Origin of the sequence: Streptomyces sp. SP18BB07, from assembly GCF_036322545.1 — a bacterium.
Taxonomy (GTDB): Bacteria; Actinomycetota; Actinomycetes; order Streptomycetales; family Streptomycetaceae; genus Streptomyces; species Streptomyces deccanensis.
Window position 1 is genome coordinate 14,914 of the sequence record NZ_JAQYWT010000247.1, and the last position, 16,174, is coordinate 31,087.

A 16,174-nucleotide genomic window follows, 5' to 3' on the forward strand; every position below is an offset into this window, starting at 1 on the left:
GTTCCCATGGCTGTTCCGATCAGGACCGCGGTCGCCGGGCTCTGCGCCGGGCTGGTGGCCACCCTTCTCACGACCGTGCCCGCACGGGCCGAACCGCACGACCGCGCCTGGTCGGTGTCCGCGTCCGCGCACGCGCCCCGCGCGCGGGTGTCCCTCGACGCGGACACCGGCGCCCTGAGTCTCACGGTGTCCCGCGGCGGCCGTACGGTCGTCGAGCCGTCGCCCGTCGGCATCGTCACCGAACGGGCCGATCTGTCCCAGGGGTTGCGGTTCCTGCACCGCGGGGACCGGGTGATCGACGAGCGGTACCGGACGAAGGCCGGCAAGCGGCTGGAACGCCGGGTGCGGATGCACGAGAGCCGGCTGTCGTTCGCGACCGCCGCCGGTGCCCGGCTCGACCTCGTCGTCCGCGCCGCCGCCGACGGCGTCGCCTACCGGTACGTACTGCCCGCCGGCCACGGCGACGTGCTCGGCGAGACCTCCGCGTTCCACCTGCCGGCGGACGCCGACGCCTGGCTCGGGGCCTACCGGGCCGACAACGAGGGGCAGTTCGTCCAGTACACGGCCGCGGGCGCGCCCACCGGCGCGTACTCGGACCAGGCCCTGTTCCGGACCGACGGCGGCTACACCCTGCTCGCCGAGTCCGACCTCACCGGCGCCTACTCCGGCGCCCGGCTCACCCACGAACAGGGCAGCGGCGCCTATCGGATCGCGCTCGCCGACGACCGGGTGACGACCGACGGCCCGCTCGCCACCCCCTGGCGGGCCCTGGTCACCGGCGACCTCGCCACCGTCACCCGCTCCACCTTCACCGACGACCTCGCCCCTGCCTCCAAGGTCCGCGACCCTTCCTGGATCCGGCCCGGCACGGCCCTGTGGACCTGGCTGGCCGGTGGGCGACCGGCCGGACAGAGCCTCGCCGCGCAGAAGGCGTACGTCGACTACGCGGCCGAACGCGGGTGGCCCTACGAGGCCGTCGACGCGGGCTGGTACTTCCGGCCGGACGCCTGGGACACCACCGACCCCGATTGGCAGACCACCAGCTGGATGCCCGAACTCGTGGCGTACGCGCGGGCCAAGGGCGTCGGCATCATCGTCTGGATCCACCAGCGGGACCTCGACACGGCCGAGGAACGTGCCCGGTGGCTGCCCACCCTGGAACGCTGGGGCGTCAAGGGCGTCAAGATCGACTTCATGGACTCGGAGGCGCAGGCCACGCTGAAGTGGTACGACGCGATCCTCCCGGAGACCGCCGCCCACCACCTCCTGGTCAACTTCCACGGCTCCACGATCCCCAAGGGCATCCAGCGCACCTGGCCGCACGTCATGACCCTGGAGGGCGTCGCGGGCGAGGAGAAGCGCACCAACACCGCCGCCCACCTCACCACTCTGCCGTTCACGCGCAACGTCATCGGCTCCATGGACTTCACGCCCGGTGCCTTCCAGCGCGTCGGGCTGCGACCCAACTCCGACGCGGCCGAGGTCGGCCTCGCCGTCGCCTACGAGTCGGGCCTGCAGATGTTCGCGGGCACCCCGGAGTCGTACGACGCCCGTCCGCTCGCCCGGGCCTACTTCGACCAGGTCCCCGCCGCCTGGGACGACACCCGGCTCCTCGCCGGACAGCCCGGCCGGGAGGCGGTGCTCGCACGGCGCAGCGGCGACCGCTGGTTCGTGGGCGGCGTGTACGCCGGCGCGGCCCGCACCGCCGAGGTGCCGCTGTCCCTCGGGCCGGGCCGCTGGCTGGTCGAGACGGTCCGGGACGGCGCCGACGGTCTCGTCCAGGACCGTCAGGTGCGCCGCGGCGGCGACACGCTCACGGTGGACGTGGTCACGAACGGCGGCTTCGCCGCCCTCGCCTGCCCGTGGCGCCCGGGACTCACCACGTGCCACCGCTGAACACGACCCCACGCCGGTCGCCTGAGACGCCGCCGAGGTGGCGTCTCAGGCGTCCGGTGGGCACCGGCCCACGCGGCGGGCGACGAGCAGCGCCACATCGTCGCTCCGCTCGCGGTCCAGGGCGCCGAGGAGCATGTCGCAGGTCTCCTCCAGGGGAAGCCGGGCGTTGTCGAGCAGTCCGAGCAGGCGCCGCAGTCCTGCCCCGACGGGTGTCGCGCGGCTCTCCACCAGGCCATCCGTGAACAGGACGAGCAGCGCCCCCTCGGGGAGTTCCCGCTCCTCGACGGTGAACGGCACGCCCCCCACCCCGAGCGGCACCCCGCCGGCGACGTCGAGGAGTTCGGCTCCGCCCTCCGGGCCGACCAGGGCCGGGGGCAAGTGGCCCGCGCGGGAGAGTTCGCACCGGCCGTGCCGGGGGTCGCAGACGACGTAGAGGCAGGTGGCCAGGGTGTCGGAGTCGCCGAGGGAGGTGGCGAGGTCGTCGAGGTGGTGCAGCAGTTCGGCGGGCGGCAGGTCGAGCCGGGCGAGGGCGCGGGTGGCCGTGCGGAGCTGGCCCATGATCGCCGCGGCGTGCACACCCTTGCCCATCACGTCACCGACGACGAGTCCGACCTTGCCGTCCTTGAGCGGCAGGACGTCGAACCAGTCCCCGCCCACCTCGCTGACGGCGGGCACATAGCGGGAGGCGACCTCGATGCCGCTGTGCTGCGGTGGCTCCTGGGACAGCAGGCTGCGCTGGAGGGTGAGCGCGATGTCGCGTTCGCGGCCGTACAGGCGTGCGTTGTCGATGCAGATGGCGGCGCGCGCGGCCAGTTCGCCGGCGAGGGTGAGGTCCTGGTCGTCGAAGGGCCGGGGGCCGGCCGTGCGGTACAGGCTGAGGGTGCCCAGGACCTCGCCGCGCGCGATCAGCGGAGCGACCAGACAGGAGTGGACACCGGCGCGCCGCAGGGCCCGCGCCGCGGCCTCGTTCCGGGCGATGCGGCGGATCGCGGCGTCGTCGACGTGCTCCAGGAGGATCGGCCGCGCCTCGCGCACGGACCGGGTGACCAGCCGGGACGAGCTGTACTGGGCGGGCTCCCCGACCGGGTCCAGGGCCTCGAGCGCGTCGGTGGGGCGGTTCGCCTTGAGGGCGAGCGCCCAGAAGTCGAGGGAGCCGTCCGTACGGGGCGCGGCCGTGCCGCCGGGGTTGACCACCGCGTCCAGTACGTCGACGGCCGCGACGTCGGCGAGCTCGGGAACGGCCACGTCGGCGAGTTCCTGTGCCGTCCGGCGCAGGTCGAGCGTGGTGCCGATGCGGACGCCGGCGTCGGCGATCACCGCCAGGCGTTCGCGGGCCTTCGCGACCTCGGCCGTCGCCCGCTGCCGCTCGGAGATGTCGATGATCGCCATCGCCAGGCCCAGGACCCGCCCGTTGGCGTCCTGGATCCGGTGATACGACTCCGAGTAGGCGTGATCCTCGCCGTCGGCTGCCGTCCTGCCGACTGTCTGCTGGTCCAGCAGCGGCTCGCCGGTCCGCAGGACCCGCCGCATCCGTGACTCGATGGCCTCGACGTCGAGCGCGGGCAGCACCTCGCCGACGCGGCGGCCCAGCACGGCCTCCTCGGGGACGCCGTTGATGCGTTCCAGTGACGGGTTGACCCGCACCCACCGCAGCTCCGTGTCGAAGACCGCGATGCCGACGGGTGACTGGCTGACCAGGATGTGGGAGAGGGCCAGGTCCCGTTCCACATCGCGCACGGTGTCGGCGTCGGTGCCCAGACCGAGGGCGTGGATGTCGCCACGGGCGTCGCGCAGCTGCATGGTGCGGAACTCCACCCGGCGGGTGGAGCCGTCCTTGTGCCGCACCGGGAAGACGCCGGCCCAGCGGGCACCTGTACGCACGCGGTCGAACAGCTCGTGCGCCAGTGACCGGTGATCGGGGTCCACCAGCAGCGCGCCCGCGTCCTGCCCCAGCGCTTCCGCCGCGCTGAAGCCGAGCAGGGCCTCGGCCTCGGGGCTCCACAGCACGATCCGGCCGTCGCTACCGAGGACCAGGGCGGCCACCCGCAGCACATCCAGCAGCCCACCCGGCGCGGCGGTGACGCGGTCCTGCCCGCCGCTCCCGCTCCGGGTCTCTTCCTCAGGCATACCGGGGCTCCTTCCGGCGGCGCACAGGGGTGCGCTCACCCCGTCCGCCGGTCCCTGTCAGTCATACCTCCCCCGGCGGGAGACCGCACGCCCGCACGGGGCGGCGCGGGCGCGATCCGTCCCCCGCGAGCCGGGCCCGGCCTATCGCTTGTCGGGGCGGTCGTCGTCCGCTTTCTCGGGGGTTTCGCAGGTGATCTCGTCGCGTGGGGTGTAGTGGGTGCGGAACGGCTCCCGCCTCACCACCTTGCCGTCGTCGTGGAAGACCCGCTCGACGGTGACGTCGAAGCCGTCGAGCGGGGTCTGCGGCACACACTTCTCGTCGGTGCTCACCTTCTTCGCCGGCGGCTTCACGTCGGTCCGGGGGCCCTTCACCGAGGTGATCTCGTCGTACTTCCGGGTGCCGAGGAAGGTGACGGTCACCGAGGTGTCGGTGGCCTCGGCCTGGATGTACAGGGCCTTGCCGGAGTCGTTGGTGAACCTGAGGTCGAGGCTGCCCCAGGCGACCGTCGCCTCACGGCCCTCCGGGTACCGCTCGATGTAGAAGGAGTGGGCGCCGTACTCCACCGGCTTGACCCCGGCGAAGTACATCGCGTTGAACACGGTCGTGGCCACGGCGGAGACACCACCACCGGCCGCCTTGGTGAACTGATCGTCGAGGATCATGACGCCCTCGACGAAACCGTTGGCCTCGGTGCGCCGGCCGACGGTGCGGTTGAAGCTCCAGGTCTCGTCGGGCATGACGAGGGAACCGTTGATGAGTTCGGCCGCCCGACCGATGTTCTTCGTGCGGTACGCGGCCGGTTCGAAGTTGACGGTGAAGGACGACATCTTCTCCGTCAGCCCCAGCCGCGCCGCGTTCTCCCGGGTCACCTCGGGCTGGACGCGTCGCACGGCCACTTCCCCGGTGCGGGCCGCGCCCGTCTCGGTGAGCAGCGGCAGCACGGCGCCGCTCAGCGCCTCGTCGGTGATCTGTGCGCCGGGCCGGGCGTCGTCGGCCACCACGACCTTCTCGCCGTCCAGCCGGAGGCGGGCGTCCTCGGCCGTGGCGGTGACGTCCGCCAGGGGGCCGGCCACCTCGGGGGCGGAGCGCAGGCCCTTGCCGTCCAGCTTCGGGACCAGCCTGCCGGAGTCGTCCGGCCGCATCGTCAGGTTCTCGCCCACGACGGCCGGGCTGATCGTGAACCGGCTGCCGCCCGTGGTGAGGGTGACGGGTGCCGACATGGCCGGCCGCGCGAACTCGCGCACCGCCCGCCGCACCTCCGCCGCCTCCACCTTTGGCTCGGTCATGTGTGCGGGCAGTGCGGTGACCGTGTCCCCCGTGCCACGCAGGAAGGAGGTCCGCAGGGTGTCGACGGCGGCGTCCACGTCCAGTGCGTAGCCCCGGTGCGGAGCGGCCTGCTCGACCCGACCGTCCTCGAAGGTCACGGCCCCGTCGTGGACCGGCTGGTCAAGGGTCTTCGCCAGTTTCCCGAGAGCGGCGCGGGTCTTTCCCTCGTCCAGGCGTACGACCGGCTCGATGGCACCCCCGGAGCGGAAGAGCCCGCCGACGAGGCCGACTGGGTCGGAGGCCGTCCGCGCCGCCCGGTCGACGGTCCGCTCGATGTCGAAGGCGAGTCCGGCCCGCCGCGGGTCGACGGTCCCGGCGCGGTCGCCGACCCTCACAACCAGTTCCCGTGAGCCGGCCGCCGCCAGGTGGTCGTCCAGCTTGCGGACGGCTTCGGCGCGGCTGAGGCCCCCGATGTCCACCCCGCGCACCGTCGTACCCGCCTCGATCTCACCCCCGAGGACGAGCAGACCGGCCAGATACAGACCGCCGAGACCGACGGTCAGCGCACCGCCCGCCAGGGCGAGGGGCGGCACGGAGGCTATTCGAGGGCGCATGGGTCTCCCGGACCGGGGATCGGCGTGGCGGTGCGCTCGACGAGGCACCGCGACGGACGGGGCAAGCACCTCAAGCTACCCATAACGTGTGACCAGCTCATATGTTGCAGGTCACTCGCATTCCACACAAAAGGGAACCGGGGGCAGGGCGATGACACATCACGGACCGATAAACCGCATCGCACTGATTGTCACCGCTTCGAGGTAAGCATCTCGTCCGCCCGGTGGATGGGGCCGGTCCGGGGGCTAGGTTTCTGCAGGTGGACGGATTCCCCGTGATCCTTCTCGCCCGTTGCCCACCCCTCCCTGTCTCCCGGTCGGCGCACCCGTGTGCGCCGGACGACCCGTCGCGCAAGGAGAAAGCCCCCGATGTCCGTCGACAGCGTCCCGGAAGCGCGGACCGCACCCGACACGCCTCAGCAGTCCCAGCAGTCCCTGAGCACCGCCGCCGCCCGCAACCTCGCCACCACCACCAAGTCCGCCCCGCAGATGCAGGAGATCACCTCCCGCTGGCTGCTGCGGATGCTGCCCTGGGTCGAGGCCGGAGGCGGGGCCTACCGGGTCAACCGACGACTGCGCCACACCCTCGGCGACGGGCGCGTCGAGTTCGTCCAGGAGGGCGCCACGGTCCGGGTGATCCCCCGGGAACTCGGTGAACTGGCCCTGCTGCGCGGGTTCGAGGACACCGACGTCCTCACCGCCCTCGCCGGCCGCTGCGCGCAGCGCGACTTCACGGCGGGCGAGGTCCTCGTCGAGCGCGGCAGCCCCGCCGACCGGATCCATCTGATCGCCCACGGCCGGGTGAGCCGGACCTCCGAGGGCAAGTACGGCGGGGAGGTCGCCGTCGCGGTGCTCGCGGACGGCGACCACTTCGGCGAGGAGGCGTTGTCGAACCCCGACGCCCGCCACGACTGCACGGTCACCGCCGAGACCGCCGGCACCCTCCTCACCCTCTCCCATGCCGACTTCGCCGCCGTCCAGGCCTCCGCGCCCCAACTCCGGGCGCACGTCGAGGCGTTCGGCGCCCGCACCCGGCAGCGGCAGAACAAGCACGGCGAGGCCGAGATCGCCCTGTCGGCCGGCCATGTCGGCGAGGCCGACCTACCGGGCACCTTCGTCGACTACGAACTACGGCCGCGCGAGTACGAACTCGCCGTCGCGCAGACCGTTCTGCGCGTCCACACCCGGGTGTCCGACCTCTACAACGGCCCGATGAACCAGAGCCAGGAGCAACTCAGGCTCACCGTCGAGGCGTTGCGTGAACGCCAGGAACACGAGCTGATCAACAACCGCGCGTTCGGGCTGCTGCACAACGCCGACTTCAAGCAGCGCATCCAACCCCGCTCGGGCCCGCCGACCCCGGACGACATGGACGATCTGCTCTGCCGTCGGCGGGGCACCAAGCTCTTCCTCGCCCACCCCAGGACGATCGCCGCGATCGGACGCGGCTTCAACGCCTGCGGCCTCCACCCCGACCACGTCGACCTCGGCGGGCAGACCGTCCCCGCCTGGCGCGGGGTACCCATCCTGCCCTGCGACAAGATCCCGATCAGCAGGGAGCAGACCAGCTCCATCATCGCGATGCGCACGGGCGAGAAGAACCAGGGCGTCATCGGCCTGCGGCAGACGGGACTGCCGGACGAGTACGAAGAGGGTCTCTCCGTACGGTTCATGGGCATCGACGCGAAGGCGATCACCTCCTACCTCGTCAGCACCTACTACTCCGCCGCCGTGCTCCTGCCCGACGCCCTCGGTGTGATGGAGAACGTGCAGATCGCGGCCAGGCCGCGCTGAGGCCCTGATCGCGGCAGGTCAGCGCCCGACCCGCCCCACCGAACACGCGTGCGCGCACAAAGACACGCATGGACGCGCGCATGGACACGTGCATCCACGCGTGCGTGCACGACGGAGCACCCACCCCACCGCAGCACAGCAAGGAGCCGTCGATGCCCGACTCCGGGCCCCTCGGATCATCACCCCCCGAGCAGCGGCCGACACCGCCCACAGCCGTGCCGGACGCCCCCGCACCGGTGGTCTCGGACCCTCCGGTCACGCCGATCCCCGCCGGCTTTCTGGCGTCACTGCACCCCCCGGTCACGATCCCCGGCCCGCCACCACAGCCAACGGCACCGCCACCGTCCCCGCTCCCGCCCCCAGCGTCGGTGCCGGCACCCGTCACCGCCGTGCCGGACGCGCCTGACACGACGGCAGCCGGCTCCGCGCTCCGGGCGATCCTGCGCGGACCGACCGGACCGGGCACGGCCTCGCTCGCCGTGGCCGGCCGCCTCAACCCCCCGCTCCCGGGTCCGGAGTCCCCGGCACGCGCTCCGTCCGCCGAGGGGCGAGCGGTGCCCGGCCTCTACCACCATCCGATTCCGGAGCCCGACCCCGTACGCGTCGAGGAGGTGAGCCGCCGCATCAAGCGCTGGGCCGAGGACGAGGTCCAGCTCTATCCCGAGGAGTGGGAGGGGCAGTTCGACGGTTTCTCCGTCGGCCGCTACATGGTCGCCTGCCACCCCGACGCCCCGACGGTCGACCATCTGATGCTCGCCACACGGCTGATGGTCGCGGAGAACGCGGTGGACGACTGCTACTGCGAGGACCACGGTGGATCACCCGTCGGTCTCGGCGGGCGCCTCCTGCTCGCGCACACCGCGCTCGACCACTGTCACACCACCGGGGAGTACGCGCCGGCGTGGCGGGAGTCCCTCGCCTCGGACGCCCCGCGCCGGGCGTACGACAGCGCGATGGAGTACTTCGTCCGCGCGACAACGCCCTCCCAGGCCGACCGCTACCGGCACGACATGGCCAGGCTGCACATGGGGTACCTCGCCGAGGCCGCCTGGGCCCAGACCGGTCACGTCCCGGAGGTGTGGGAGTACCTGGCGATGCGCCAGTTCAACAACTTCCGCCCCTGCCCCACGATCACCGACAGCGTCGGCGGCTACGAACTGCCCGCGGACCTGCACGCCCGGCCGGACATGCAGCGGGTCATCGCCCTGGCCGGCAACGCGACCACCATCGTCAACGACCTCTACTCGTACACCAAGGAACTCGACAGCCCCGGCCACCACCTGAACCTTCCGGTGGTGCTCGCGGAACGCGAGCAGCTCTCCGAGCGCGACGCCTATCTGAAGGCCGTCGAGGTCCACAACGAACTGCAGCACGCCTTCGAGGCCGCCGCGACCGAGCTCGCACAGGCCTGCCCCCTGCCCACCGTGCTGCGCTTCCTGCGGGGCGTGGCCGCCTGGGTCGACGGCAACCACGACTGGCACCGCACCAATACCTTCCGCTACAGCCTGCCCGATTTCTGGTAAAGAACGGATATTTTCCATGGCCACTGAAACGACCGCCTCCGCCACGGCCACCGCCGCAGCCACCCCGAAGATCCCGGCCCCGGCGTCGCCGTACCAGGAGGACATCGCCCGCTACTGGAACAACGAGGCACGACCCGTCAACCTCCGCCTCGGCGACGTGGACGGGCTCTACCACCACCACTACGGCATCGGCGCCGTGGACCACGCCGCGCTCGGCGACCCGGCCCACAGCGAGTACGAGAAGAAGCTGATCGCGGAACTGCACCGGCTGGAGTCGGCGCAAGCGGAGTTCCTGCTGGACCACCTCGGCTCCGTCGGCCCCGACGACACCCTCGTCGACGCCGGTTGCGGGCGCGGCGGGTCCATGATCATGGCCCACCAGCGCTTCGGGTCCAAGGTCGAGGGCGTCACCCTGTCCGCCACCCAGGCCGACTTCGGCAACAGGCGCGCGCGAGAGCTGCGCGTGGACGACCACGTCCGCTCCCGCGTGTGCAACATGCTCGACACCCCCTTCGACAAGGGCAGCGTCGCGGCCTCGTGGAACAACGAGTCGACCATGTACGTCGACCTCCACGACCTGTTCGCCGAGCACTCCCGCTTCCTGAAGACGGGCGGGCGGTACGTGACCATCACCGGCTGCTGGAACCCCCGTTACGGCCAGCCGTCGAAGTGGGTCTCCCAGATCAACGCCCACTTCGAGTGCAACATCCACTCCCGCCGCGAGTATCTGCGGGCCATGGCCGACAACCGGCTGGTGCCGCACACCATCGTCGACCTCACCGCGGAGACGCTGCCCTACTGGGAGCTGCGGGCCACGTCCTCGCTGGTCACCGGGATCGAGGAGGCGTTCATCGAGTCGTACCGGGACGGCTCCTTCCAGTACGTCCTGATCGCGGCCGACCGCGTCTGACCCCGACCTCGCGGGGCCGGGCGGCACACCATGCCCGTCCCGGCCCCGTGGCTTCGGCGTCAGGTCGAGTCGAAGCGGTGGCGGGCGGTTTCAATGGCGCCCAGATAGCGGTGGGTCCAGTCGCACATGGCGTCGACCGTGGCGCGCAGGGCCCGGCCCGGCTCGGTGAGCCTGTACTCGACGCGTGGCGGCACGGTCGGATACACCGTGCGCTCGACCAGACCGTTGCGCTCCAGCAGGCGCAGGTTCTGCGTGAGCATCTTGTGACTGATGCCCTCGACCTCACCCCGCAGCTCGGTGAAGCGCAGGGTGCGCTCGCCCACCGCCTCGATGATCAACAGGGCCCACTTGTTGGCGATGTCCGTGAAGATCTCCCGGGCGAGGGAATCCGCCCGTGTCACATCGGCTTCGTCCTTGGCCGAGCCCTCGACCTGCTTGGTCACCATCGGGTTCCCCAGTCACCAGAAAGTGCGTTCTTCCACGTCAGCGCCCACTCTCCTACGGTTTCCGAGTAACCACAAGAGAGCACGAGGAGTCGTACGCCCATGGCCATCACCCTGCTGAACCCCGACGGGCTGCCGAAGACCGACATCTACCGGCAGGTGGCGATCGCATCCGGTACGAGAACCGTCTTCGTCGCCGGCCAGGTCGCCTGGGACGCCGACGGCGTCACGGTCGGCGAGGGCGACCTGGCCGCCCAGGTCGAGCGGTGCTACCTCAACGTCGGCACCGCCCTGGCCGGCGCGGGCGGGTCCTTCGACGACGTCGCGAAGCTGACCGTCTACGTCGTCGACTGGACGCCCGACAAGATGCCCCTGCTCTTGGACGGGATCTCCCGGGCGGCCGCGAAGCTCGGCGTCACCGCGGCGCCACCGGCCACGCTGATCGGCGTGGCGGCGCTGGACGTACCCGAGCATCTGGTCGAGATCGAGGCCACGGCGGTCCTCGACTGAAGGCGGCGCCGGCTGCGGTGTGCTGCGCGGTGACGACCTCGCGTAACGCTGACCGGTGCGAGTGGCGTGGGCAAGACACGGCTGCCGGCGGAGGCGGCCGCGGCGGCGGTGGCACAGGAGGTGACCGGTCAGGGCACCCGCCCAGCCCTGGAGCTGCTGACGGCTCATGTGTCGGGGCACAGGCGACGGCGCCTCGGCCGAGGGCGGAGCCGACGTCGCCGTAGCGCCGCCCGCGCACCACCCGGCGCTGCTGTAACAGGGGCGTCCCCCCAGCCCCATGCCCGTGGCCCCGGGGACGCCTTGACGCGCCGCTGACTACACCTTCTTGAGGAGGACGCTGGGCGTTCGCCACCCCCACTCGGTTTCGAAGCCCAACCTCGGGCGTCTCAGGGGTCCCGGGCGGCCGCCGAACGACGGTGTAGCCCGCTCCACCCCCGCTTCGGGAGCGTGCTCCCTCGTTCGAACCGGTGGTCGGCGGAATCGTGGAGGCCACGACAGGGCGCCTCCCTCTCCCCTCCCCGCCGCCGAAGGCGGATGCGGAGCGGACCGGCCGAGGCGCCGGCACCCCCGAATCCCGAGGGAAGGCAGAACACCTCGATGACCACGAGACTGCGGACCGTCCTGGTCGGCGCCCTTCTCACCTGCGGAGCCCTGGCCACCGCGGTCGGCGTCGCGACCCACGACGGCGACGACCGCACCCCGGCGCAGACAGCCGCGCTCGCCGCGCCGCGGGGACCGTACGTGGCGCTCGGCGACTCCTACACCGCCGGCCCGATGATCCCCGGCCGGACGGGCACCCCGGTCGACTGTGCCCGCTCCGACCACAACTACCCGTCCCTGGTGGCCCGTCGACTCGGCCTGGACAGCACCGACTTCCGCGACATGAGCTGCACCGGAGCCACCATCACCGATCTCACCTCCCCGCAGCGCACCGCCGAAGGCATGAACGCCGCCCAGTTCACGGCGCTGTCGGACCGCACGCGCCTCGTCACCCTCGGCATCGGCGGCAATGACATCGGCTTCGGCACGATGATCGAGCGCTGCGTCGGCATGGGGGCCGCTTATCACGCCCTCGGCAGCGGGAAGTACATCCCTGATGACACCCCCTGCGAGCGGCTCTACAGCAAGGACGGCACCGACCGGGTTCAGCGGAGGATCGACGCCGTGGGCGGTCGGCTGACGGACGCCTTGAAGGACATCGAGAGCCGAGCGCCCGAGGCCCGCGTCTACGTCGTCGGGTACCCGGCCGTCCTGCCTGCCGACAGCACCGACTGCGAGCGCGAGATGCCCCTCGCACCCGGCGACATGATCTATCTGCGCGAGAAGGAGCAGCAGCTCAACGACGTACTTCGCGAGCGGGCCGAGGCCGAGGGGGCCGTGTACGTCGACACCTACACCGTGTCCGAGGGCCACGACGCCTGTGCGGCCGAGGACACCCGCTGGATCGAGCCGCTCGTGCCCAGCAGTCCGGCGGCGGCCGTTCACCCCAACGCACGCGGCGAGGAGGGGATGGCCGACGCCGTCCTGCACGCTCTGGGCACCACACGTCACGAGCGGCTGCGCTGAGGGCGGTCGTGGGTTCAGACGATGTCGGCGCGCTTGTGCATGACGCGCAGATGGTGCCGGTCGCGGTGCGGAACGTGGTCGTCCCGGCCCGGGAGGCTGAAGACCGCGCAGACGTCGGCGGGCCGGGTGAGGATGCTCGACTGCTGCCCGAACGTGAGCACGCCGTTGACCTCGTGCCCGCAGCCCGCGTCGTCGAGGGCCGTGATGAGTTCCTCGCGCTGGATCGTGGCCTCGTAGGTCGTCGATTCGGGCAGGACGAGCGCTGGGAGTTTCGTGGTCGATCCGGGATGGAGGTCGACGCAGAGGCCGCTGACCCGCCGCCGGGTGACGTCCAGCCTCAGTCCGTCCCAGGAGTAGGGGTAGCCGTCGATGTCGGGCCCCATCATGACGATGGCCGGGTGCGGACGCCCCGGGCCGAGGAGGCCCTCGGCCTCGGCCAAGGGCATCCCGCAGTGCAGCGGCCCGATCCGGCCGGTACGGGCGAAGTCGACGAGCACGTCCATCAAGGTCACGCAGCGACTGTGGCACTCCCGGGACCCTCTGCGCACTCCGATATTGCCGCTGACTGCGCCATGGATCGGGAGCACATCATGGCGACAGCACGGCCGGTAGCCCTCGTGACGGGCGCGTCCTCCGGCAGAGGAAAGACAGCCGCCCTGGCGCTCGTCGAGGCGGGCTTCGAGGTCGTCGGCACGAGCCGGAAGGCGTCCGGGGCGGTCCGCCGCGACGGCGTGACCTTCCTCGAACTCGACGTGACCAGTGACGATTCGGTCAGCACCGCGGTCGCGGAGGTGATCGAGCGGTACGGGCGGATCGACGTCCTGATCAACAACGCCGGCATCGGCTCCTCGGGCGCCGACGAGGAGAACTCCGTCGCCCAGGCTCAGCGCGTCTTCGACATCAACGTCTTCGGTGTGATGCGCATGACCAAGGCCGTCCTGCCGCACATGCGCGCCCAGGGTTTCGGACGGATCATCAACATCTCCTCCATCCTCGGCTTCATCCCCCAGCCCGAACAAGGTGCACTTCGAGGAATCCAGCGGCGCCGCGCTGTCGTGGTTCCGCACCCACCTCGGCCCGGACACGGCCTCGACCGGCTCGTGAAACGGAGGCGGTTCCGGCTGCGGCTGGAACCGCCTTCGCAGAGGATCGATGCGGCACCGGCTCACCTGCGCAGGGACGCCGCGGGTCGTACGACGTACTGGCGCAGGTACAGGTCGCGGTAGGTGACGGGGCCGCGGGGGCCGGGGACGCGGTCGATGTTGATGCCGGTTTCGGGCAGGCGCAGGAGCTTGAAGCCGTCGAGGAGGCGTGTGGTGGAGTTCCAGAAGACGCCTGAGCCACCGTAGGCGTCCATGAACCGGTCTGCGGTGTCCGGGTCGTGGGTGGCGATGGCGGCGGCCAGTCCGGAGGTCTCCTCGTTGGCGATCCGTGCGGCTTGGACCGGGCCGTCCGCCTCGTCGATCGTCACCGTTGCCGCATGTTCGGAGTCCAGGGACCACTCGTAACCGCGCGCGTGGGCGTGCGGCGGCAACGAGGCAGCGATGCCGAGGTCTTCGAGGGTCTTCAGGATGCCCGGCAGCAGCTTGTCGTGGACGGCCCGGTCGATGAGAAGCAGGTTGAGCCGGTTGCAGACGCCCAGCCGGTCCAGGCTGCTGACGACCAACTCGTGCACCAGCTTCTCGTCGGCGTCCCGGGCCACGTACAGCACTCCCCCGCCGTCCGCGTGGGCCAGCGTGCGCACACCGTGTCGGGCGGCCTCTCGGCCGAGTTCCCGGGTGCTGTCGCCGCTGCCGCGCAGGATGACCAGGGGGACGGTCTCGGGCAGCGACACCAGCGCGTGGGCCGCCGCTCGGTCCTCGCTCGGCACCAGCTGGATGGCGTCCGGGTTCAGTCCCGCGTCGGTGAGAGCGGGCGTGATCACGTGGGTGACCAAGGCCTGGGAGGAGCGCAAGGCCGCCGAACCGGTGCGCAGCACGCCGCCGTTGCGGGACTTGAGGAACTGGGAGGCGACGTCGAGTGTCACGTTCGGACGCGCCTCGAAGTTCGCGCCGATGACACCCACCGGCCGGCGGCGCTCCAGCAGGACCAGGCCGTCGGGGCGCTCCTCGAGGACGCTGTCCCGCGGCTCGTGCGGCACGTCCGCCAGCGTACGCAACGCCGCGGCCATGTCCTCGAACCGCGGGCCGGTCAGCCGCAGGCGGTCCTGCAGTGCCGCCGACATCCCGTTCGAGGCGGCCGATCGCAGGTCGTCCTGATTCGCCGCTGTCACCACGTCGCGTGCCGTGAGCAGCCGCTCCGCCATGGCCCGCAGCGCGGTGTCGATCTCCACGTCCGAGGCCCGGGCCAAGGCCGCCGAGCCCTGCGTCGCGCGGACGGCACAGGCATGAACCGCCTCCTGGACGGAGCGGGGCACGCTCATCTCGTTCCTGCTCACATCGGTCCCTTCACAGCTCGAGTGCAATACGTGACAAATGACGAACAGGCTACAGGAGGATCGTTCAACGATCCTACGTGCGTGGATGGGGCCCTCCGATTGACGGTGGCCTGGCGAAGGTCAGTGACCAGGCTTGCTCGAGCGCATCTGCCACTGGGTCACCGCGCCGAAGGCCAGAACGTTGGCCCGGCGGGTGGTGAAGCGCGAGGTCAGGGTCATCACCCAGTTGAAGGTGCCGGAGACGACGCTGGGCGGCGGGTTGCGCCGGTCCAGCGTGCGCAGTGCGGTGGTGACCACCTGGCGCGGGGTCTGCAGCCGGACACCGCGGGCCATGTCGTCGGAGCCGGCCGCGTCGAAGAACTCGGTGCGGGTCGGGCCCGGGGAGAGAGCGAGCACGCGCAGCCCGGTCCCTCGCGATTCCTGCCACAGTGCCTCGGTGAAGCTCAGCACGAAGGCCTTGGTCGCCCCGTAGACGGCGGCGTTCGGCCACGGCTGGTAGCCGAGGGAGCTGGCGACGTTGACCAGGACACCGGTCAGTTGGTCGATGAAGGCCCGGGTGACGTCGACCAGGCTGGCCACGTTCAGACCGATCTCCTGCTGGACCCGTGCCGGGTCCTCCTGGCGGAACGGGCTGTGGGTGCCGAACCCCGCGTTGTTGACGAGGCTGGTGACGGTGATCCCACGCCGGGCCACCTCCTGGGCCAGCGCTTGACCCGCGGCCGGCACGGTGAGGTCGAACGGCACCACCGTGACGGTGACCTCGTACTTCGCGGACAGCTCGTCGGCCAGGGCCTGAAGCCGGTCCGCGCGGCGGGCGACCAGCACGAGGTTCGAGCCGCGCTCGGCGAACTGACGGGCGAACTCCGCGCCGAGTCCGGCACTCGCGCCGGTGATCAATGTGGTCTGGGTGCGGTAGTCGATCTTGTTCATGGGGCGGTCGGGGACACGGCGCCCTCGCGGGCACCTCCTCCCCTTCTCCTTTCAGTCTTGCGACGGTCGGCAACCGTCATCTGGTGCCAGGGCGGGCCCGGGGGCCCGCGGCGATGGTCGTGACGTTGGGGAACGGTTGGGGATGTTTGGGGACGTT

General features: G+C 71.4%; 12 protein-coding genes and 1 pseudogene. 7 read left to right on the forward strand and 6 right to left on the reverse strand.

Annotated features, from left to right (window positions below):
* The first annotated feature begins 6 nt into the window (after positions 1 to 6).
* Positions 7 to 1,896 (forward strand): glycoside hydrolase family 97 protein, encoded by a 1,890-nt coding sequence (locus PUR53_RS09200; RefSeq protein ID WP_329907957.1) that lies wholly within the window; start codon positions 7 to 9, stop codon positions 1,894 to 1,896.
* Between the two features lie 45 nt (positions 1,897 to 1,941).
* Here PUR53_RS09200 and PUR53_RS09205 read toward each other — a convergent pair whose 3' ends face one another.
* Together PUR53_RS09205 and PUR53_RS09210 are read right to left on the reverse strand one after the other, a co-directional pair.
* Positions 1,942 to 4,023 (reverse strand): SpoIIE family protein phosphatase, encoded by a 2,082-nt coding sequence (locus PUR53_RS09205; RefSeq protein WP_329898501.1) that lies wholly within the window; start codon positions 4,021 to 4,023, stop codon positions 1,942 to 1,944.
* A 141-nt stretch (positions 4,024 to 4,164) separates the two neighbouring features.
* Positions 4,165 to 5,904, reverse strand: a complete 1,740-nt coding sequence (locus PUR53_RS09210; protein WP_329907958.1) for a VanW family protein — start codon at positions 5,902 to 5,904, stop codon at positions 4,165 to 4,167.
* 369 nt (positions 5,905 to 6,273) lie between these two features.
* Between PUR53_RS09210 and PUR53_RS09215 the strand changes: the two genes are divergently transcribed.
* The 3 genes from PUR53_RS09215 to PUR53_RS09225 all read left to right on the forward strand — a co-directional run bounded on the left by PUR53_RS09215 (position 6,274) and on the right by PUR53_RS09225 (position 10,131).
* Positions 6,274 to 7,698, forward strand: a complete 1,425-nt coding sequence (locus PUR53_RS09215) for a family 2B encapsulin nanocompartment shell protein (protein WP_329907959.1) — start codon at positions 6,274 to 6,276, stop codon at positions 7,696 to 7,698.
* Positions 7,699 to 7,850: 152 nt separating this feature from the next.
* Complete coding sequence (locus PUR53_RS09220; protein WP_329907960.1) at positions 7,851 to 9,221, forward strand: family 2 encapsulin nanocompartment cargo protein terpene cyclase; 1,371 nt, start codon at positions 7,851 to 7,853, stop codon at positions 9,219 to 9,221.
* 16 nt (positions 9,222 to 9,237) lie between these two features.
* On the forward strand, positions 9,238 to 10,131 hold the full coding sequence (locus tag PUR53_RS09225) for a geranyl diphosphate 2-C-methyltransferase (protein ID WP_329907961.1): 894 nt from the start codon (positions 9,238 to 9,240) through the stop codon (positions 10,129 to 10,131).
* Between the two features lie 59 nt (positions 10,132 to 10,190).
* On the opposite strand, the gene PUR53_RS09230 is transcribed toward PUR53_RS09225, so the two are convergent.
* Complete coding sequence (locus tag PUR53_RS09230) at positions 10,191 to 10,577, reverse strand: winged helix-turn-helix transcriptional regulator (protein WP_329907962.1); 387 nt, start codon at positions 10,575 to 10,577, stop codon at positions 10,191 to 10,193.
* Positions 10,578 to 10,676: 99 nt separating this feature from the next.
* Between PUR53_RS09230 and PUR53_RS09235 the strand changes: the two genes are divergently transcribed.
* Positions 10,677 to 11,084, forward strand: coding sequence for a RidA family protein (locus PUR53_RS09235; protein ID WP_329898506.1), 408 nt, complete (start codon positions 10,677 to 10,679; stop codon positions 11,082 to 11,084).
* 597 nt (positions 11,085 to 11,681) lie between these two features.
* Positions 11,682 to 12,650: an SGNH/GDSL hydrolase family protein gene (locus tag PUR53_RS09240; protein WP_329907963.1), complete on the forward strand. Its 969-nt coding sequence runs from the start codon at positions 11,682 to 11,684 to the stop codon at positions 12,648 to 12,650.
* 14 nt (positions 12,651 to 12,664) lie between these two features.
* Here PUR53_RS09240 and PUR53_RS09245 read toward each other — a convergent pair whose 3' ends face one another.
* The gene (locus PUR53_RS09245; protein WP_329907979.1) at positions 12,665 to 13,153 is read right to left on the reverse strand and encodes a hypothetical protein; all 489 of its coding nucleotides are present in this window, start codon (positions 13,151 to 13,153) and stop codon (positions 12,665 to 12,667) included.
* A gap of 87 nt (positions 13,154 to 13,240) precedes the next feature.
* On the opposite strand from PUR53_RS09245, the pseudogene PUR53_RS09250 reads away from it, so the two are divergent.
* Positions 13,241 to 13,663: pseudogene (locus PUR53_RS09250) on the forward strand (SDR family NAD(P)-dependent oxidoreductase); the annotation flags it as partial.
* Positions 13,664 to 13,815: 152 nt separating this feature from the next.
* Here PUR53_RS09250 and PUR53_RS09255 read toward each other — a convergent pair.
* Together PUR53_RS09255 and PUR53_RS09260 are read right to left on the reverse strand one after the other, a co-directional pair.
* On the reverse strand, positions 13,816 to 15,087 hold the full coding sequence (locus tag PUR53_RS09255; RefSeq protein ID WP_329907964.1) for an aldehyde dehydrogenase family protein: 1,272 nt from the start codon (positions 15,085 to 15,087) through the stop codon (positions 13,816 to 13,818).
* Positions 15,088 to 15,207: 120 nt separating this feature from the next.
* Positions 15,208 to 16,017 (reverse strand): SDR family NAD(P)-dependent oxidoreductase, encoded by an 810-nt coding sequence (locus PUR53_RS09260; RefSeq protein ID WP_329907965.1) that lies wholly within the window; start codon positions 16,015 to 16,017, stop codon positions 15,208 to 15,210.
* Between the last annotated feature and the right edge of the window lie 157 nt (positions 16,018 to 16,174).

Coding starts and splice junctions, on each gene's coding strand:
- PUR53_RS09210 (WP_329907958.1), bottom strand. CDS start 5,904: ATGCGCCCTCGAATAGCCTCCGTGCCGCCCCTCGCCCTGGCGGGCGGT.
- PUR53_RS09240 (WP_329907963.1), top strand. CDS start 11,682: ATGACCACGAGACTGCGGACCGTCCTGGTCGGCGCCCTTCTCACCTGC.
- PUR53_RS09215 (WP_329907959.1), top strand. CDS start 6,274: ATGTCCGTCGACAGCGTCCCGGAAGCGCGGACCGCACCCGACACGCCT.
- PUR53_RS09260 (WP_329907965.1), bottom strand. CDS start 16,017: ATGAACAAGATCGACTACCGCACCCAGACCACATTGATCACCGGCGCG.
- PUR53_RS09220 (WP_329907960.1), top strand. CDS start 7,851: ATGCCCGACTCCGGGCCCCTCGGATCATCACCCCCCGAGCAGCGGCCG.
- PUR53_RS09200 (WP_329907957.1), top strand. CDS start 7: ATGGCTGTTCCGATCAGGACCGCGGTCGCCGGGCTCTGCGCCGGGCTG.
- PUR53_RS09225 (WP_329907961.1), top strand. CDS start 9,238: ATGGCCACTGAAACGACCGCCTCCGCCACGGCCACCGCCGCAGCCACC.
- PUR53_RS09230 (WP_329907962.1), bottom strand. CDS start 10,577: ATGGTGACCAAGCAGGTCGAGGGCTCGGCCAAGGACGAAGCCGATGTG.
- PUR53_RS09235 (WP_329898506.1), top strand. CDS start 10,677: ATGGCCATCACCCTGCTGAACCCCGACGGGCTGCCGAAGACCGACATC.
- PUR53_RS09205 (WP_329898501.1), bottom strand. CDS start 4,023: ATGCCTGAGGAAGAGACCCGGAGCGGGAGCGGCGGGCAGGACCGCGTC.
- PUR53_RS09245 (WP_329907979.1), bottom strand. CDS start 13,153: ATGGACGTGCTCGTCGACTTCGCCCGTACCGGCCGGATCGGGCCGCTG.